The following is a 19,246-nucleotide window of genomic DNA, read 5'->3' as shown; positions in this document are numbered from 1 at the left end:
TAGTGTCCGCGATAAGACGCGATCCACTGCGGGGCTTTATTAATGAAACTATACCTGCTCTTGCTTCTCCAATCGATAAGCTTCGCGCCGGCTGTCCCGCTCGCTTTCCTTCATGCGCGGGCAAGTAAAGCAATAGTAGCCGCCGTCGACCAAGTAGTACAAACAGCAGGAGGACTTCATTCGTACCTGTTTGTTAGGATCCTGAAGCGATTCCGTCATGCGGAACGGAACGGCTAACGGATTTTTGCTTCTTCCGAACAAAGCCGGATCCAGCTCCTTGGCCAGCTTAAAGTTGCCTTCCGCCTTGCGTTTAACAGACTCGCATTCGTCGGAGTCCATCAAACGGTCGTAGCCATAAGCCAGCGAGGTCGGCAATTGTCCCCAAAGCATCGAGCTCTTGAGCGTCCCAGCCCTTTCGATCGTCTCGTATATCGGTCTCACCGTATGAGCAAAGTAATCGCCAAGCGACTGTGTAATCCATGTCTCCTGCTCTTCCTCATCTTCGGGACCGCTGATCCAATCAGCATTCTTCAGCTTCAATCCGCAGCTTACATATTTGCGATCCTGATAGACGGCTTCGTGCACTTGGAACTGAATATTTTCAAGGGACAGGTCAAGCGTTCTGTTCCAAGCCGACAGCATATACAGCATGCCAAGCATCGGGCCTCTAAACCAGCCCGCCATATAAATTTCGCCTACTGATATGTCTTTGCCTTTCACCAGCGGCGTATATCGTTCAAGAACTTGCTTCATTTTATATTCGTTCAACAATTCAGTTGCATCGCAACTGAACAGGATGCTCGGTTTATCGTGAACAGCCAAGTTAAATTCTTCATCCAATAAAGCAACAATCGCCTCATCCATCATCAGATCCATCCCTCACCTATAAATAAGCGCCGATTAGCGCTATATTACGATTGATTGCACATGATAATCGTTTTCATTATATCCTCTCTTTCTCTGATTGACAACGCGAATGAAAAATAAAAGGGCGGGAAAACTAGCCGCATTGCTTGTTTCTCAATACATGATCGGGGACTGAAGCTTAATGCGTACACAACGACTCCATATGGCAATGAAATCGGCTGTCCTTCTCATCCTATGTTTATTGCTTCCTATCGCCGTAGAATTTCAATCGTCGTCTTCCGCATCAAGCACCTATGCATTCGGCAAGCCCAAGCAGAACCCGGTGCAGCAACGCAAGGACGATATGTCGTGGGTTAAGCTGCAGAAAAAATATCCCGGCGCTTATGTGCTGAACGGGCCGCGCAACGAAAAAAGAGTGGCTCTTACTTTCGATGATGCGCCCGACCCGAGATATACGCCGGCCATCCTGGATATTTTGGCCCAACATGACGTGTGCGCAACGTTTTTCATTGTTGGCAATCGCGCGCAGAAGCATCCTCGGCTTGTGCAGCGCATTCAGCGTGAAGGCCATACGATCGGCAATCATTCTTACGATCACGCGGTCATGTCCAAGCTATCCCTAAGCGGATACCGCAAGCAAATATGGCGTACCGACGCCATCATTAAGAACATAGTCGGCTATTCCCCGCGCTTTTTCCGCCCTCCATACGGCGAGCTCTTGCCGCAGCAGGTAAGATGGAGCAAGCTGGCTGGGTATACGATCGTGAATTGGGATGTCGATTCCGTCGATTGGAAGAACAGCACGAGTACCGTCGTCATACGCAACATCAAGAAGACGCTTCAGCCCGGCTCGATCATATTGCAGCATGCAGGCGGCGGCGAGGGACAAGATCTCTCGGGCACAATCAAAGCATTGCCGCAGCTTATCGGTTTATTGCAGAGCAAAGGCTACGAGCTTGTCACCCTGCCGGAGCTGCTCGGCAAGTCGGCAGATCGGCCTATACAATGAAAGAAGGCAAACCCTATTTCGCTCCAAGGGTTTGCCTTCTTTCATTGCTTTCAACAATCGGTTCTATTCCAATATATAAATCTTCACTTGCTGAATGCCGAATTTCAATGCTTTGCTTTGGCTGTCTGATACGAAAATATCGATTCGATTGCCTTTGATCGAGCCGCCGACATCGGTTGCCGTTGCGATCATGCCGCCCTGCGGCAGACCGTTGTAATCATAACCGGTTACGTATAGCTTCGTTCCGAGTGGAATCATCTTCGGATCGACCGCAACCGTTCCTACCTTCAGACTGTTGCCGAAGTAATCGAGACCAGCCCATCCGCCGTTCTCGGAAGCTGCAGCCGTATAGGCCGTGGCTTTCACAAGAAGCGACTTGGAATACGTAAAGGATTTGCCGCTTAGCGCCGTTACCTTAGGAGCAGATGCCGCTTTGGCGGTATCATTTGCGGACAGCATAGCAGCTGTTTTCGCCGATGCAGCTTTCTTGTCCGCAGCTGGAATCGTCAGTCTAAGACCTTTGTAGATGTTCGACGGTTTAACGTTCGGATTAGCTTTCATCAAAGAATCAATGGATACTTCGTATTTCTTGGATAGCTTCCAGAAGGTCGTGCTATCGCCAGCTATATGTGTCTTGGCCGCGGCATTAACGGAGCTGGATGCAAATAGGACGGATATTCCGACGACGGCTGCAGCAATCAGTGTTTTGTTCAAGACGAAATCCTCCTTACGCAATGCGATGCGCTAAGTATTATTGTCATGCTCGAAGTATGTGCTCTCATTTCGTGTAAATAAAAACGACAGAGGCGGATGCGCCCCTGTCGTCAATAACGGGCATTCATTACTGCACTTCATTCATTAGCCGATGAACATTTGAACCCATTCGCCGTTCACGTAACCAACGCCGATCTTCGTAAAGCTGCCGTTCAAAATGTTGGCACGGTGGCCTGAACTATTCATCCATGCTGTCATAACCTCTTGCGGAGTACGTTGGCCGGATGCGATGTTCTCACCCGCATAGGAATAAGTCACTCCGAATTGGCGCATCATATCGAATGGCGAGCCGTATGTCGGCGATGTATGGCTGAAGTAGTTGTTTACGTCCATATCGCGAGCTTTCTCGGTAGCTACCTTCGTCAGCAAAGTGTCGCTTTTCAGAGCGGAAAGGCCTGCTTTGGCACGCTCTTGGTTAACAAGATCAACGACTTGCGATTGGAACGCGCTGAGGCCTGTGCTTGGCGCTGTTGTCGGCTTTGCTGTCGGAGCCGGTGTTGTTGTCGGTTTTGTCGTTGGTTTCGCCGTAGGAGCAGGCGTTACGACCGGCTTCGCTGTTGGCGCTGGCGTTACGACCGGCTTCGTTGTTGGCGCTGGCGTTACGACCGGTTTCGCTGTTGGTGCTGGCGCTGGGTTTGTTACCGTTCCCGTATTGCCGCCAGTCGATGGAAGCGTAATTGTACATCCGCTGAACAGAATCTTGCCCAGATCGATATTGCTAAGGTCAATTCCATATTTGTTCGCGATTTGGTTAATCGCGTCTTTATTCAGTGCATATGTTTGAACATTGGAGTTCGTCTTCACTACAGGTGCGGCACCTGCCGTTTGAGCCGAAACACCCGCACCGATCATCGTTGCTGCGATAATGCTGGCGACACCTACACGTATTGGTTGCATCTTCATGATTTCATCCTCCTAAAAGTTTTGCGTAATGCAATGAAGCAAAACTCGCTTCGTAAGCATCCGCTTAGTTTTGCGTAATGCAATGAAGCAAAACTCGCTTCGTAAGCATCCGCTTTGTTTTGCGTAATGCAATGAAGCAAAACTCGCTTCGTAAGCATCCGCTTTGTTTTCCTGTGTTTTGTATCGCATCGTTCATCCCTGACGCCACTTATCTTAACATGGGGTTTTTAGCGTTTCATGACACAAAAACTTCCATTTCTCTTAAAATAACGGTCAAATCCGTACTATCACTGCTTTATGAGAATATGCTAATTTGCGATTTTAGCCCGTTTTTACGTGAATAAACACTAAAACAGAACAAAAAGCATACATACGGATTGACCGCATGCATGCTTCTTTTCGTCCCTATTTAGTCGATTCCTAGCTTGATATTGCCCGTCTCGGACTCGGCTTCGATCTTAACTTTGCCACCCCCGAGCTTGCCGCTAAATGCATGCCCTCTATCGACCGAAGTCTCGATTCCTTCCCAATCAACATCCCGGTTGCCATGCTCGTGCTTCAATACAATCTCCGCAGATTCCGGCTGTCTCTCCGCTTCGATACGGATGTTGCCATGACTTGTTACCAACGATAGGTTATCGTTGACTTCCTTCGCGTTAAATCGAATATTGCCGCTCTTCGTACTTCCTTGGACAATGCCAACTCCATCCTCGATCGTAATATTCCCATGGTCGGAATGAATATTCAATTGCCCAATCGTGTAGCTTTCAAGCTTAATATTGCCGCTGCTGCTCGTCAGTTCCACGCTGTCGCCGGATACATTCTCAAGATCTATATCACCGTGATCCGTCCTCAGCTTTGCTATTTCCGCCTGAAGCTCTTCCGTTTGTATATCGCCGCTTCCTGACGTAATAACGGCATCCTTCGCCGCCAAATGCTCGACTTCGATATCGCTGTGCTTCGAATCCACCTCGATACGATCCCATAGCCGATCCGGCAGCTCCACGATCATGTCGACATCCACAATATTGAATCCGACAATAAAAGTATCCTTATAACTTGCTTGAATCGTTGCCGTGTCGCCTACAACTCCCGTCGCCAGTACGAACCGATCCACATATTTTTTGCTTGCCCGGCCATCCAGACTAACTTTGATATCGTTCGATGCGCTACGTTTGAACTCGATATCAAGGCTATCCGAATTGACTTTTACGTTATGGACTGCAGAAGGATCAATCGTTTTCTCGATCATAACGGGTTCCGTTCCGAACGTTTTCAGATCTTGTATATTAAAGGTCATAAAGACGCCGATAGTTCCTGCAATCAACATAATGACAGCTAACGCCGCTAGCTTCTTCATTTCGAATTCCCCCTAACGACACGCGTGTTGAATTTCAAATATTTCAAAGTCATCGCATAGAACTTACTTGTTAAGAACTTCAGTCCGATCGCTAGCAGGATGGATAACGCCCAGCATATAAGCGCAAGCGACAATGCCTGCGGTTTCGTGAAAGTCTCCACCCAGAAGCTATCCACTATGGTTGCTAAGCCCGCCACGGCAATGGCTGCCGCAACAGCCCATAAGGAAAGAAGTACGGCCGCCAACGCGACATAAGGCCCGATGATGAAGATCAAATTGAACAATCCGAGGCTAACCGTTGCGAACACGGCACGCGACAGTCCTCTATAGTTTTTGCTCGACTCGGCCTGTTCCACCCGGTAACCGAGCAGCAGCTCGCCGGCGATCTGCCTTGGATCGCCAAGCTCAAGAGCGGCTTCTTCCTCGCTACGACCGTTCTGCGCCGCCTGCTCGAAGTGTAAATAATAATCGTACAGCCATTCCTTCCGCTGCTCTTCCGACACATTCCTGAGCAGTCTATCCAGCTCGTTCATATAAGACTGTTTCGTCATCATGGCCTCAATCCATCCTCTACGATTTCGTTGACTGCTTTCGTGAACGAATTCCATTCCGCAATTAGCATCCGCATATGACCCCAGCCCTCGGGCGTCAGATGATAATATTTGCGCGGCGGTCCTTCGGTCGATTCCTTCAAGTATGTGGAAAAGTAACCTTCTTGCGTTAGCCGGTTAAGCAGAGGATAGACGCTGCCGACGGCGAGTTCGAATTTCTCCGAGATCATGACGGCAAGCTCGTAGCCGTAGCGGTCGCCTCTAGTCGTTAAAACCAGGACGCATATCTCGAGTACGCCTTTCTTAAACTGAATGTTCATTCCGTATCCTCCAATTGCTCGACGCATGTACTGAATATAGCTTGGTATTCATCAATGTAGAATAGTAGATCGCAAGTATATATCATTTTCTGCTTTGGTCAGTAACTATACAATACCATGTAGTATTCTACAATGCAAGATAGTGATTGAAAAATATTACCACCGTCACGAGGCCGATGCCCAATGACGGTGGTAATTGCTATTTGAAGCGATTAGTTAACGCTAACGAATTTGCCTGTAGCTTGCGATTCGAATGCGCACAAAATAACTTTGAGCGACGCGCGGCCGTCTTCGCCCGTTACGGCAGGAGTCGTGTTGTTCACGATGCTGTCGATGAATGCATCGATAACGCCGCTCGATTCTTGCTTGTCGTTCGTCGAGATTGCGCCTACTTTGTGCTTCTCGACGGTACCGTTGCGCAGCTCCACGATAACTTGATCGTCAGGATGCGTTCCGATCTTCATAACGCCGTTTTCGCACCATAGGATCGTACTGTTGTCTTCGCCTTTGTAGTAAGTCCAGCTTGCAACGAGCGTTCCCATTGTTCCGCTCTTCATGCGAAGCAAGCATGCCGCGTTGTCATCTACGTCCGTGTCTTTGTGCTGCGTACCTACGAAAGCTGCGATCTCGGAAACTTCATCGTTCAGCATCCAACGGATCAGGTCGGACTTGTGCACGCCAAGGTCGCCCATTGCGCCCATGATCGCTTCCGGCTTGCGGAAGAACCAGCTGCTTGCGCCGTCGATGCTCCAGTTGTCCGGACCCGGATGTCCGAAGGAAGTACGGAACGTAAGCACTTTGCCTAGGATGCCGGATTCAAGAATTTGCTTCGCCTTCACATGAGGAGGCATGAAACGTTGGTTTTGGCCAACCATAAGATGTACGTTGTTTTTCTTGGCAGCTTCGATCATTGCAGCCGCTTCTTCGTCTGTCACTGCCATCGGCTTCTCGACAAGAACGTGAACGCCGGCGTTAGCACCCTTAATGGACATCGGAGCATGAAGCGCGTTTGGCGTATTCACGCTTACCGCGTCGGGTTTTACTTCAGCAAGCATCGTTTCATAATCGGCGAAAGCTTTGGCGCCATGCAGATCTGCATAGTGCTGTGCGCGCTCGATGATCGGATCAACGAATGCAACAAGCTCTACGTTCGGGTTAGACGCATATTCCGGGATATGACGGTATTTCGAGATGGAACCACAACCAATGACTGCTACACGAATTTTGGACATTAAGTTTCCCCTGCCTATCATATAAGTTAATTTGACGAGATATCGCCTATTTGTTCAAATAGTTGGTTTTAATCCATTCCATGCTTTCGGAGACCGATTCAAGCGGCGGGTTAGCGCATCTATCCTGCTCTACGATCAGCCATTCCACGCTGGCTTTCTCGGCAGCTTCAATGATCGGCACAAGCGGCAAGTCGCCGCGGCCAAGCTCAACCGTATCGATTTGCTGGCCTTTCTCGCCGCCGCGGTAGTCTTTCAGGTGAAGCAGCGGCAAGCGTCCTGCGTATTTCGCAATATAAGCAAGCGGATCTACGCCGGAATATTGTACCCAGCCGATATCCATCTCCACTTTCAAGAACTTCGGATCGATACGCTCGTACAGAGCGTCGAATACGATTTGGCCGTCAATCTCCACTTCGAATTCGAAATCATGGTTATGATAAGCAAAATCGATGCCTTCTGCTTGGAACCGCTTCCCATACTCTTCGAATTTGACGAGATGGCTGCGCCATGCTTCCGTATCGCGAGCTTCGACAGGCAGCCAAGGGCAGATCGCGTACTTCGCCCCAATCGTTTTCAAATAGGCAATTTCCGCATCCAGGTTTCCTTCAAGCAGGTGCAAACCGATATGCGACCCGATTGCTTTCAGGTTGATTTCTTGAAGCAAGTCGCGCAGCGCCTCCGCTTCCATGCCGCCGTAGCCTGCAAACTCGACGCCTTCATAACCAAGCGCGGCTACCTTGCGAAGCGTGCCTTCAAAATCTTCAGCCAGTACATCGCGCAGCGTATAAAGCTGTAAACCGATATTGAGTCGTGTCATACGAGTAGCACTCCTTTTATATTTTCATTTTGTGTTCATGTTTGTGCGTATTGCTTTACGTTTTCCATTATATATATTGTCCCTTCATAAAAACAGCTATCTTATTAGCATTTTTATATGCGATTTTGGTAAATGCATGTCCAATAATAAAAGACCCCCCAAGCAGCATCCGCTGTCGCAGACTAATGCTAGGGGGATCATGCCGCACTTAGGCGGCAGCAATAGAATTATTGGATCGTGATTGTAAACGATGCTTCCGCGGCTCCAGCAGAGAAGCGAGCGACTGCCCCTTCCACTTCGGCCGATACGCCATTAACAGAAGCAATCGTGCCAAGACCCTTGAGCGAAAGCGAGAACGGCTTGCCGCTAGACTTCAGTTTGAATGAGATGGTATTGCCGCTTCTTGAAGCGGAAATCGTAAGCTCAGGCAATCCTTTAAGATCGCGTACAATCGTTTCAGCTGTACGGCCATCCGCCAGATTATGCAATTCAAGCTGTACGTCGTCCGCGTAATCGTAGTCCGGGCGAAGGTCGTTCGCGCCAAGAGCAATGATCGAGTTCGGACGGACAAACAATGGCAAGCTGAAGAAGTCGTACGTTTCTTTGAACCATTTGCCGCCTTCCACGATGTCGCCGGACAGCATATGCGTCCACTTGCCCTCTGGCAAGTAATACGTCACTTTGCCCGCTTCATTGAAGATCGGCGCAACGAGCAGCGAATCGCCAAGCATGTACTGGCGGTCAAGCTGTTCGCTTGTCGGGTCTTCAGGGAATTCAAGAACCATGGCGCGCATCGAAGGAACGCCTTGCTCGGTCGCTTGTACGGCGGTATTGAACAGGTATGGCATGATGCGGCTCTTCAGCTTCGTGAAGTGGCGCGTAACATCAACGGCTTCCGTGTCATACGCCCAAGGCACGCGGTACGATTTGCTGCCATGCAGACGGCTATGGCTTGATAGCAAGCCGAATGCCAGCCAGCGCTTGAACACATGCGCAGGAGCCGTGCTCTCGAAGCCGCCGATGTCATGGCTCCAGAAGCCGAAGCCGGACATGCCTAGCGACAAGCCGCCGCGGAGGCTTTCCGCCATCGACTCGTAATCCGCATAGCAGTCGCCGCCCCAGTGAACCGGGAACTTCTGTCCGCCAGCCGTTGCGGAACGCGCGAACAGCGCCGCTTCGTTCTTGCCAAGCTTCTCTTCGAGCACCTCGAACACGACTTTATTGTAGAGGTACGTATAGAAGTTATGCATTTTAACGGGATCAGAGCCGTCATGGTACGCGACGTCCGTCGGGATACGCTCGCCGAAGTCGGTCTTGAAGCTGTCAACGCCCATATCGACGAGGTCGCGGAGATAACCCGCATACCATTCGCAAGCAGCCGGATTCGTGAAGTCGACAAGCGCCATGCCTGGCTGCCATAGATCCCATTGCCATACGTCGCCATTAGGCTTCTTAACCAAATAGCCGTTTTGTTTGCCTTCCTCGAACAGACGGGAGCGCTGCGCGATGTACGGGTTGATCCATACGCAAATTTTAAGGCCCTTCTCCTTCAAGCGCGCAAGCATGCCGACCGGATCCGGGAATTGACGCTCATCCCACTTGAAGTCGGTCCAATGGAACTCGCGCATCCAGAAGCAGTCGAAGTGGAACACATGAAGCGGCAAATCGCGTTCTGCCATGCCGTCAACGAAGGAATTAACCGTCGCTTCGTCGTAGTTCGTAGTGAACGACGTCGTCAGCCACAGGCCGAACGTCCAGGCCGGCGGCAACGAAGGCTTGCCTGTCAGATCCGTATACTTGCCGAGTACTTCCTTCATGCTAGGACCGTCGATGACAAAATACTCAAGCGATTCGCCCGCGACGCTGAATTGAACCTTTTTTACTTTCTCCGAAGCTACCTCGAACGATACAAGCTCCGGATGATTCACGAATACGCCGTAGCCTTTGTTCGTAATATAGAAAGGAATGTTTTTGTACGATTGTTCCGAGCTCGTCCCGCCGTCTTTGTTCCACAGATCGACGACTTGACCGTTTCTGACGAACGGCGTGAAGCGCTCGCCCAGGCCGTATACCCATTCGCCTACGCCAAGATCAAGCTCTTCGCGCATGAATGCGCCGTTGTTTTTCTCCGTGATATAAGCCATCGATTTTTGCGTGCTGCCCGTAATGCGTTCCGAGCCGCGGTAGAAATCGACTGCCCACTCCGGGCCTTTGCGGATGCGGACGCTCAAGCTGCCGCTCGTCAATACGGCCTCGTTCTCGTTCTCCTCGATCACCGCATGGCTGCCGCTTTGCGCGGATAGCTCGAATGCCGGTCCGCGATCTACGACTCCCGCATGATGGATGAGCTTAACGCCGATTACGCCAGGAAGCGGAGAATGAAACTGCACGGTAAGCAGCATCGTATCAAGCATATTGGAACGCGTTAAAATCGGACGCGGCGATGCGTAAGCGATCAGTTTGCCGTCCTGTTGTTCAAAGTCATGGACTTGGACCGCGCCAAGCACGTCATAGCCTTCCCGAATAAGCCAGTTGCCGTCAGTAAATTTCATGATCGAACCAACCTTTCTACATGGATCTCTTAGTATGGTATTGCATTCTTGTATAGTTGCATTATACTGATAACATTAAGATACAACTAACAGAATAATGCTCATCTATAGCACTATTTTGATGAATCCACATGATTTACGGTGGCCAGAAGCACATAAGCAACGCAAAGGAGAGCCGAATGGACCAAACAACGCGTCATTCCTTGAAGGAAGACCGGCTTCACGGCAATAATATGTTCCCTCTAGCCGCTTATTGGGTCGAACGGGACGAGCCCGGAGCTCCGATTCTCGATTGTCACTGGCATGCGGAGGCTGAATTTTTTTGCGTGCTTGAAGGTGAGGTGCTGTTCCAGGTCGACACCGATTATTTTCCGGTCCGAGCCGGGGAAGCGGTGTTCATCGATGGCGGAGACATTCATGCGGGTCATGCGCTTAATGACTCCACCTGCAAATATTGCGCAATCGTATTCGACACCCATATGCTTGCGAGCGGCAGCTTCGATGCCGTTCAGGAGAAATATGTGACTCCGCTGCTCGAGAAGAAGCGTACCTTCCCTAGGCATATTACGGCGGCAACCGAATGGGAGCGCTCCCTGCTCTCTCATCTGCAAGGCATGATGGAGGCATACGATAAGCAGCAAAGCGGGTACGAAATCGCCATTAAAGGAAGGCTTTATTTCATGCTTCATGAAATATGCTCCGGGCAGCGCTTCGTTAATCGGAGCGAGACGAGCAATGCCGACTCGACCAAGATTGACCGCTTGAAGACGGTTATCCTTTACATGCAGCACCATTTTCATCGTCCGATTCGGATCGCGGAGCTCGCCGATCAGATTCCAATGAGCGAAGGCCAGTTCTGCCGCTTCTTCAAGACGATGACGAGACAGACGCCGATTGAATACTTGAATGCTTATCGAATACGGCAAGCGACGGAACTGCTGCTGGAGCCGGAGCGCAAAATATCGGCGATTGCGTTCGATGTCGGCTTCGAACATATCAGCTACTTCGTTAAAGTATTTCGCAAAACGATGAAGTGTACACCTTCCCAGTTCCGCAAAGAACGGACGGGAAGCGACACGTAATGCAGCAATTTTGCAAAAGTTACAAGATTGTAACCTATTGCTCATTCTTTTTTAAGAATTATTTAATAATTATGCGTTACACTTATGAAAAATTGCAGATCAGGATGGAGGTCCACGCAATGAAAACGATGCTTTTATTTCAAAATAAAACGATCCCAGTCTATTTAACCGATACAAATAAACAAGCCATTGAAAAACTGTCCGCCGTATTGAACCGCAAGCTTACAACCGGCAAGAACGCCCTAAAGACATGTATCAAGTCATTGATTAGCGTTGAAATCGTCGGCAGCGAAGCGACTCTTCATTCGTTATCTGAACGGGATACGCTAACCATTTCTTTATATTAATGAAGCAGCTTACTACGTATTCCCGAAGGCAGGCATCCGGACCGAGCGGTCCGATGCTTGTCTTTTTTTGTCGTGTTCGATCTACTTTGAAGTTGATTCATTAACTTTCAAGTTATAACAAATAACCGTCGATGAGAAAGGCTCTTTCATCGACGGCGTTCGTATGTCCCCTATAACGATTGTTGTTGCTGCTCGTTCGGACGTTGTCTCCCGCCTCCGCCGCCGAAGCCGCCTGTTCTGATCGTGATCGATTCCGCTTCCAATGTGTCGTCCTTCAGGTTGATCGACAAAATGTCGTCCACCTTCAGATCGGCAAGCGTTACAGTCTTCTCGACGATCTCGTTGTTCTCGAACGTAACCGATAAGATCTTCGTATAGTCCGTTAATTGAATCGTCGTCGTCTCGTCGCTGAACATATCGTCCATATTCACAGGCCCGCCATCGGCTGGCGGCTGCGGCATTTCGCCGCCTTCTGCAGGCTGACCGTCTTCCGGGGTTTGACCCGTGCCGTCGCCTTGGCCGCGGTCTCCTCCGAATGTCATGTTCGATTTGTAAACCGTAATCGTCTGGCCGTCAATCGATTTTACTTTGCCCATCAGGTCGGCTTGCATCCCCATTTGAGGCCCGCCGCCGCCTCCCCCGCTGCTTTGCTGCGTTCCGCCTTGCGTTTGCGCCTGATTTTGCTGCTGTGTTGCGGCTTCTTCCTTCGCCCCGCAGCCTATAAGAACTACCGCTAGCGACAACGCTCCTACTGCCCATTTCCAACTCATGTTCATATTGTTGTTCCACTCCTTCTGCCTACTCATGTGACGGCATTGTAGCACTGCAATATGAACCAAAGATGAACAAGCAAGCGCTTGTCTTAACGCAGCGGCAGACTTCTTTTCCGATCACGGTTGCCCCATAAGAATAGCAGCGTTCCGATCCACCCGCAGATTGAGGCGGCGATCAGCAAAGACGACATCGATAAGTTGTTCGAGAGCGTCGTACTCAAAAGCGGCCCAATCGTTCCCCGGAAGCCGAACAGCATGAGATGGATGCCGAATACTTTCGCTTCTTTGCCTGGGGCGAGCTTGAGCACGAAGGAAAGAATGCCGATATCCCATATCGCTTCACCAATGCCTTGAATGAAGTTTCCAATAAGAACGGACGGGTAAGCTTCCCAGACGCCATACAGCAGCGGCACGACGGCATACGCTCCGATACCGATCACAAGCGTATATTTAATATCGATGCGGTCGATCATCCAGCCCGCAATCCAGAACGTCAGCAGCAGCGCCGTGAAGTAAGCGACGCGGGCATAACCGATCTGAATATTCGACATCTCCAGTACATCGACTTGAATGATTTGGTACAGCGGGCTCGCAAGCATATTACCGAAACCCGAGAGCGTAGTGGCGCAAAGAAAGACAGCCAGCATGCGATTTCCCTTAACGAGCTCCCATTGCTCACGCAGCGAAAAGCGGCTTGCCTTCACTCCCGGCTCGCTCTGCAGCTTGGACTTCGAAACCTCTCCCGCTCCCTGCTTCCGAAGCTTAAGCGTATTGAATATTCCGATTGACAGAAAACCGGCAATCGATGCCGCGATAAGCGGTCCCGATGGACCGAAGGCCTCGGACCAGCTTCCAACCAAGTAGGCCAGCGGAATCATAATAATGCCCATTACCACACGCACATACCCCATCAGTCTGCCTCTCAGATCGGCCGGATACATTCGCGACAAGAGCGCGGCATATGCCGGAGCTTGAATGCCCATCAACAATTGAAACAGAATGGCGACAATTACATATACCGAAGGATAAGCGAAAAAGGCTGGCAGCAATAACAACAATCTGCCGATCGCATTGGGGATCACGACGAACGGCTTCGGATTATTCGCCCTCTCAATCCATGTCGCCCACAATGGCGAGAAGAGCAGCCCAACCGCCGGCGCAGCGGTCAACAGTCCGACTTGCAAATTACTTGCGCCTTGCTGGATGGCAAATGCGACATAAAATTGATTAATGACAACATTGAATAAGCTGAAAAAACTCGTCGCCCCAAAATCGATCCGGGCATTGCGCCATACTCTATTGCTCATCGGCATGCCTAAGCGGACGATACGGCGGTTGCTGTTAGCTGCGGGTTCCATGTGGCATATTCCTTCTTCTCTAGTTAGTTAGTAGGATAGAATTGCGGGCATAGAGAGAGGATCCCCTGCGCCGCAAGGGATCCTCTCTCTAGCACATCATTTGATTGGATATTACTACACCGTTAGCCAAATGTACAGGTGAAGTTATCGGTAATAGAATGGCTTATCCTGCTAGAGTATGATAGACTTTCTTTGAAATCGCATACACCTTTATACGGAGGGAATTTCATGAGCATCGCAATCGGAATAGATATCGGGGGAACGAAGATCGCTTTAGGCTTCGTTGATGAGCAAGGACGGGTGCTGGCCAAGAGCTCGCTCCAGACCGACTTATCCGTCGAGCCAAGCGTGATGATCGCGCGTATTGCAGACGAAGTCAAGCTGCTCGGCGAGCAGCACAACATAGCACTAGACGGCGTATCCGGCATCGGCGTTGGAGCGCCCGGTCCGCTTGATACGAAGAACGGCACGCTCACTTGTCCGCCTAACTTGAAGAGCTGGTGGGGCTTCTCCGTCGTTGACGAGCTGAAGTCGCATCTCCCCCTCCCAATCAAGATGGAGAACGACGCAACCGCAGCGGCGCTGGCAGAGAAGTGGCTTGGCGCAGCGCAAGATACCGATCACTTCGTTTTTGTAACGATCAGCACCGGTATTGGCGCAGGCATCTACTTGCATGGCAAGCTGCTCACCGGCGCAACCGGCAATGCGGGCGACGTCGGCCATATGATTGTCGATCCTGCCGCCGGCACGTGCACATGCGGCCTGCCTGGCTGCTGGGAATGGATCGCCTCCGGCACAGCCATTACGCGCCAAGCGACGGAGCTGCTCGGCCGCCCTGTCTCCTCGAAGGAAGCCTTCGAGCTTGCATCGCAAGGAGACACTCAGATGTCAGAGCTTGTGAATCGCGTCTTTGCCTATATCGGCATGGGCTGCGTATCGCTGATCAATATGCTCGATCCGAACAAAATCGTTATCGGAGGCGGCGTCTCGCAAGTCGGCACGCCATTATTCGATGCCGTCCGATCGTATGTTGCGAAGCATGCTCTCAATCCGTCCGGCAGAGAGACGGTCATCGTTGCTGCCCAACTTCAACAGGACGCCGGCCTCATCGGCGCCGCTGCGCTAGTTCAGCAGCCATATTAATAAGCAAGAAGGCGAATCTGCTGGAGTCCGTACGACTCCTCCGATTCGCCTTCTTATTTTTTGCCTGCGATAGACTATCCGTTCTGAAGGAACGACTCAATCTCTTCCCTTGAAGGAATAGATGATTGCGGGCCTGCTTTCGTCACCGCGAGCGCAGCGGCCGCTCCGGCAAAAATCAACGCTTGCGCTGCCTCCATTCCCTCGGCTTAGCTGCGGCGTATGCGCCGATGAACGTATCCCCTGCCGCTGTCGTATCGACAGCCTTCACGCGGAATGCGGGAACGTGGTTAACCGGGCATTGTCGGCCAAGGAGCAGGCTCCCCTTCTCGCCAAGCGTTACGATAACATTTGCCGCCCCTTTGCCGATGATCCAATTCGCGGCGTTCTCCGCGGAAATCGGATCAGATACGGGAATACCGGTAATAACTCGAGCTTCCGTTTCATTGACAATAAGCGTATCGATATTCGTGAACAGCTCGTCCGGAATGCGTATCGCGGGCGCCGGATTGAATAAGGCGCGCGCTCCGCCCGCGTTTGCGCCTCGGATGACGGATTCGGTCGTTTCCCACGGAATCTCGTTTTGCAGCAATACGATCTCTACCGCGGACCAATCATTTATCGCCTCGGCAACATCGGCTTCGGCCAACTTGCCGTTTGCCCCTTTGGACAGCACAATATGATTCTCGCCTTCGCTTTTGACGGTAATAAACGCCAATGCCCGAGACGCCATCCTTGCGCAAAATCAATTTCGTGTCGACACCCTTGGTTTGAAGCGATGCAATAAGCGAATCCGCATACGGATCGTCGCCAACGGCGCCGACCATCGTGCAGTTTCCGCCCGCACGCGCAACAGCGACAGCTTGATTCGCGCCTTTGCCCCCCGGAATGAAATCATTGCCCTTACTTGCAATCGTTTCGCCAGGCTGGGGAAAATGCTCCACCTGGTTAACGACGTCCATATTGATGCTCCCTGCAACAAGGATATGCTTCATCGGAAACCCAGTCCCTTCCACATACGTATGAGTGATAACCGCTTGATACTATTTTATCAAAAGGAGTCATCTATTACATGATAACCGCATTTATTATCGGCTGCGAGATCGGTTTCTGGGTGTTCGTGCTTGCAGGCCTGCTGTTCAGATACGTTTTCAAGCTGCCCAAGGTCGGCGCCTTTCTGCTCATATGCACGCCATTAATCGATTTGGCGCTTGTTATTGCTGCCGTAACCGATTTGAGAGACGGCGCAGTAGCGACAGTGATGCACGGCGTTGCAGCTATCTATATCGGCGTATCGATCGCCTTCGGGCATCGGATGATCCGTTGGGCCGATGAAAGGTTCGCGCATCGATTCGCTGGAGGCCCCGCTCCGGTCGGCAAGCCAAAATACGGTAGAGAGCATGCCGCATACGAACGTAACGCTTGGCTCCATCATTTGCTCGCTTGGGCGATCGGCTCCGCAATCCTCTACGGCATGATCTTGTTTGTCGATGACGCCGACCGGACGGAGGCACTGCTCGGAACGCTCCGTACTTGGTCGATCGTGCTCGCTGTCGATTTTATAATCAGCTTTAACTACACGGTATCCCCGCGCAAGGAGAAAACGAAGGCGCAATAGCCAGTTCCAGAAGTCTCCGCCGGTCCCTTGACCTCATTTACATGTAAAAACTCCTGCTACTATTTCTTAGTAGAAGCATTTTCATCAACTAACCGGAAAAACTCCCGTTAATGCTGCCCTTATTTCAATCTCGTTGTAAATTCGGCCGAAATAGCGCCAGAAACTGGAGCTATTTCGGCCATTCGCTTAAGTCCGGACAATTAACGGTAGAAATTCCAGTTACTTTTTTTATCCGCTATGTTATTGAAGATTTAGCTCCGTGGAAGCATCAGGATCGGACCACTCGTACAATAATATCCTTAGCTCCAAATCACCTTTAGGAGCGGACGTGTACCGATCAACCTGTATGCCCGTCCCGTTGCCGCTTGGCGGTGCCGGATTGAACTGCGGCACGATCTTTTTGCCTTCATCGTATAAATAAGGTGTTACGCTTCTAAATCTTCGATCTTCAGACGATGTCTCCGTGATCAAGTCGTCACCATCCATATAATAATCGATATGGAGCTTAAACGAACCAATCCGGGTTTCAGCCCGTTGCCTTTCGGAAGACGGCGCTCGAAGAGCGATCAGACTCGTCTTGTCATTGAGATCCGTTACCAGCCTCTCGGAAAGCTTAAGCGTTATGGGAACTTGCGACCAATCGTCATACCACTCAGGGGGCTGGAAGCTGAAGTAACGATTATTCAAATCCGGCGTACCTAGCCAGCCTTCAACCTCAAGACCATCGATGATAAGCGATTGCTTCTCATATTCAATTCTTGGGTACGGTGCTCCGCCTGCACTTTTAGCCGGATCTTCATCGAACGGCAGTCGGATATCGATCGGCGTCACAACGAGCTCCTTAAATCTCATCAGCGCATCATTTGTTGTGACTGCTTCATTCAATCGGTTAACGTAGATCGCTTCTAATGAGTCATTGCGATCAACGTTGAAGGAGAAGCGCCATTCCGCCTTCACTTCGCTAACGACTTCCGCCGTCGTAACGGCCAGCTCTGCATCTGCAAGCTCCGCATCCGACAGAACGAATGTACTTTGCTTCACGACGCGACCGTTCGGCACTGTTCGAAGTACAACGCCGAACTCCTCTCCAACGGAATCCCCGCTGCCCGTCAAGATCGATAACGCAGCCGGCTGCCATTCCCCATGACTCACTGGATCGATCTCGTATGTGATCACAAGCTTTCCTTTGCTTCTAATTACGTTAGTGACTTCGAGACCTGATTCGGTTCCTAAGGCATAAGGCAATGCAAATGGCTGGTGAAGAGCATCCAGCGGATTCACGCCAAGCGGGAAGCTTCTATATTTGTATAGCTTCAGATTGTTAACTTTCAAATCGTAATGCTCTTTGTTGCCGCCCAGCTTGTTCTCTGCTTGAAACACTCCGATTAACGAGTCAGTTGCTGAAGCGTCCGCTCGAAGCTGCGATTCAACTCCAAATTCTCGCCCTTCTTTATTTGTTAACTGAACACTCTCGAAGACGATGTAATCATTGTCTGCTAGCGGTGGGAGATCGAGCTGAAACAATACGTTCATAAAGTAATCGTCGGCTGCCACACCTGTAATCGTGAAAGGAATATTGCCGCTCACTACGGTCTCTTGAAGCTCCTCCCCTAATCCATGGGAGATGGCATCGCTAATGCTCTCCCCTCTCCACAATGCTCCCCAGTCAATCGTGACGCCTGCCATAGCTGGAGCGGCAGCCAATAGAACAGCTGCGCACGCTATAGGAATGATTTTGACAGCTAGAGGTTTCTTCACCCGTGCACTTGTCATAACGTCATCCGAAGCGATCGAACTCGACAGCTTACTCTCGATTCTTCGCCACATCGCATCATAATCAGGATCATCGTTCAGTTCCTGGCGCTCTTGTCTCAGCATAAACCTGATTTGATCCTCCATCGAATTAATCAAGGCATTCCTCTCCCTTCACCGCGACTCGATTTTCCTTATCCAAACGTTTCCTCAGCACATTCAGTCCTTTATTTAACCGCGACTTTACCGTTCCAACAGGAATGCCAAGCGTATGGGCAATTTCTTGCACACTTAGTTCGCTTACGTATTTAAGGGTCATAACCGATCTAATCTTCACCGGCAGCGCAGCATAGTAATCATCGATCTCCATCGCCCGCTCCTTCCGCTCGAATCGTTGTTCCACGCCCTCGGTATGTACCGTCCGTGACATAACATAAGCAACCAATTCCTTATACCGTCCCTTGGAATTACGCTTCAATTGATTGTTGCACAGGTTGATTGCGATTCGAATGATCCATGATTTCTCATGCATTACATCGCTTCGGTCCTCGCGCAGCGCCTTTACGAATGTCTCTTGGCACAGATCCTCCGCATCGGCCTTATTTTGCATCATGCCGAAGCATATCCGGTAGACGAGCCGTTTGTACGTCTCGAACAGCTCCGCGTCCGTTCTCATTTAAGTCGTTCACCTCCGTGTGTGTTGTTGCATCTATGACAATCAAACCCTCGTTCCGGTTCGTTTTTTTCTAATCGCCGGCACAAAAAAACCGCCCAACGAGGATACAAGATCC

Annotated in this window: 18 protein-coding genes and 1 pseudogene; 5 read left to right on the top strand and 14 right to left on the bottom strand. The window is 50.6% G+C overall.

The window, feature by feature from the left end; all coding sequences use genetic code 11:
* Window positions 1-48 precede the first annotated feature (48 nt).
* Window positions 49-867: a hypothetical protein gene (locus J2T14_RS13905; protein ID WP_307471645.1), complete on the bottom strand. Its 819-nt coding sequence runs from the start codon at window positions 865-867 to the stop codon at window positions 49-51.
* Between the two features lie 181 nt (window positions 868-1,048).
* Here J2T14_RS13905 and J2T14_RS13900 point away from each other — a divergent pair, with 181 nt between their 5' ends.
* Window positions 1,049-1,876, top strand: coding sequence for a polysaccharide deacetylase family protein (locus tag J2T14_RS13900; RefSeq protein ID WP_307471643.1), 828 nt, complete (start codon window positions 1,049-1,051; stop codon window positions 1,874-1,876).
* Between the two features lie 63 nt (window positions 1,877-1,939).
* Here the strand turns inward: J2T14_RS13900 and J2T14_RS13895 are convergent, their stop codons facing one another.
* The 8 genes from J2T14_RS13895 to yicI form a co-directional block, all read right to left on the bottom strand.
* The gene (locus tag J2T14_RS13895; protein WP_307471641.1) at window positions 1,940-2,590 is read right to left on the bottom strand and encodes a 3D domain-containing protein; all 651 of its coding nucleotides are present in this window, start codon (window positions 2,588-2,590) and stop codon (window positions 1,940-1,942) included.
* Window positions 2,591-2,734: 144 nt separating this feature from the next.
* Window positions 2,735-3,553, bottom strand: coding sequence for a CAP domain-containing protein (locus tag J2T14_RS13890; RefSeq protein ID WP_307471639.1), 819 nt, complete (start codon window positions 3,551-3,553; stop codon window positions 2,735-2,737).
* 409 nt (window positions 3,554-3,962) lie between these two features.
* Entirely contained in the window at window positions 3,963-4,913 is a 951-nt protein-coding gene (locus J2T14_RS13885; RefSeq protein WP_307471638.1) for a DUF4097 family beta strand repeat-containing protein, read from the bottom strand.
* A complete protein-coding gene (locus J2T14_RS13880; RefSeq protein WP_307206806.1) occupies window positions 4,910-5,467 on the bottom strand; it encodes an HAAS signaling domain-containing protein in 558 nt (185 codons plus the stop codon). The genes J2T14_RS13885 and J2T14_RS13880 overlap by 4 nt, the downstream gene beginning before the upstream one ends.
* Window positions 5,464-5,784 (bottom strand): PadR family transcriptional regulator, encoded by a 321-nt coding sequence (locus tag J2T14_RS13875; RefSeq protein ID WP_307206803.1) that lies wholly within the window; start codon window positions 5,782-5,784, stop codon window positions 5,464-5,466. The genes J2T14_RS13880 and J2T14_RS13875 overlap by 4 nt, the downstream gene beginning before the upstream one ends.
* A gap of 212 nt (window positions 5,785-5,996) precedes the next feature.
* Entirely contained in the window at window positions 5,997-7,016 is a 1,020-nt protein-coding gene (locus J2T14_RS13870; protein WP_307471635.1) for a Gfo/Idh/MocA family protein, read from the bottom strand.
* Between the two features lie 46 nt (window positions 7,017-7,062).
* Entirely contained in the window at window positions 7,063-7,833 is a 771-nt protein-coding gene (locus tag J2T14_RS13865) for a sugar phosphate isomerase/epimerase family protein (protein ID WP_307206799.1), read from the bottom strand.
* Between the two features lie 227 nt (window positions 7,834-8,060).
* The gene (yicI, locus tag J2T14_RS13860) at window positions 8,061-10,385 is read right to left on the bottom strand and encodes an alpha-xylosidase (protein WP_307471632.1); all 2,325 of its coding nucleotides are present in this window, start codon (window positions 10,383-10,385) and stop codon (window positions 8,061-8,063) included.
* A 179-nt stretch (window positions 10,386-10,564) separates the two neighbouring features.
* Here yicI and J2T14_RS13855 point away from each other — a divergent pair, with 179 nt between their 5' ends.
* Together J2T14_RS13855 and J2T14_RS13850 are read left to right on the top strand one after the other, a co-directional pair.
* Window positions 10,565-11,467: an AraC family transcriptional regulator gene (locus J2T14_RS13855; RefSeq protein WP_307471630.1), complete on the top strand. Its 903-nt coding sequence runs from the start codon at window positions 10,565-10,567 to the stop codon at window positions 11,465-11,467.
* 119 nt (window positions 11,468-11,586) lie between these two features.
* A complete protein-coding gene (locus J2T14_RS13850; protein WP_307206793.1) occupies window positions 11,587-11,814 on the top strand; it encodes a 3-dehydroquinate dehydratase in 228 nt (75 codons plus the stop codon).
* Between the two features lie 170 nt (window positions 11,815-11,984).
* Here the strand turns inward: J2T14_RS13850 and J2T14_RS13845 are convergent, their stop codons facing one another.
* Both J2T14_RS13845 and J2T14_RS13840 read right to left on the bottom strand, forming a co-directional pair.
* On the bottom strand, window positions 11,985-12,590 hold the full coding sequence (locus J2T14_RS13845) for a hypothetical protein (protein WP_307471628.1): 606 nt from the start codon (window positions 12,588-12,590) through the stop codon (window positions 11,985-11,987).
* A gap of 86 nt (window positions 12,591-12,676) precedes the next feature.
* The gene (locus J2T14_RS13840; protein ID WP_307471626.1) at window positions 12,677-13,945 is read right to left on the bottom strand and encodes an MFS transporter; all 1,269 of its coding nucleotides are present in this window, start codon (window positions 13,943-13,945) and stop codon (window positions 12,677-12,679) included.
* Between the two features lie 228 nt (window positions 13,946-14,173).
* Here J2T14_RS13840 and J2T14_RS13835 point away from each other — a divergent pair, with 228 nt between their 5' ends.
* Entirely contained in the window at window positions 14,174-15,088 is a 915-nt protein-coding gene (locus J2T14_RS13835; RefSeq protein WP_307471624.1) for an ROK family protein, read from the top strand.
* A 175-nt stretch (window positions 15,089-15,263) separates the two neighbouring features.
* Here J2T14_RS13835 and J2T14_RS13830 read toward each other — a convergent pair.
* Window positions 15,264-16,047 (bottom strand): annotated as a pseudogene (locus J2T14_RS13830) (ribokinase).
* A gap of 110 nt (window positions 16,048-16,157) precedes the next feature.
* On the opposite strand from J2T14_RS13830, the gene J2T14_RS13825 reads away from it, so the two are divergent.
* The gene (locus J2T14_RS13825; protein WP_307206783.1) at window positions 16,158-16,703 is read left to right on the top strand and encodes a hypothetical protein; all 546 of its coding nucleotides are present in this window, start codon (window positions 16,158-16,160) and stop codon (window positions 16,701-16,703) included.
* A 240-nt stretch (window positions 16,704-16,943) separates the two neighbouring features.
* Here J2T14_RS13825 and J2T14_RS13820 read toward each other — a convergent pair whose 3' ends face one another.
* Together J2T14_RS13820 and J2T14_RS13815 are read right to left on the bottom strand one after the other, a co-directional pair.
* Window positions 16,944-18,614, bottom strand: coding sequence for a hypothetical protein (locus J2T14_RS13820; protein ID WP_307471621.1), 1,671 nt, complete (start codon window positions 18,612-18,614; stop codon window positions 16,944-16,946).
* Window positions 18,607-19,131 (bottom strand): RNA polymerase sigma factor, encoded by a 525-nt coding sequence (locus tag J2T14_RS13815; RefSeq protein ID WP_307471619.1) that lies wholly within the window; start codon window positions 19,129-19,131, stop codon window positions 18,607-18,609. Before J2T14_RS13815 ends, J2T14_RS13820 begins: the two co-directional genes overlap by 8 nt.
* Window positions 19,132-19,246 lie beyond the last annotated feature (115 nt).

This window comes from Paenibacillus harenae (assembly GCF_030812415.1).
Classification (GTDB): domain Bacteria; phylum Bacillota; class Bacilli; order Paenibacillales; family Paenibacillaceae; genus Pristimantibacillus; species Pristimantibacillus harenae_A.
This window is presented reverse-complemented; position numbering and strand designations above follow the sequence as displayed.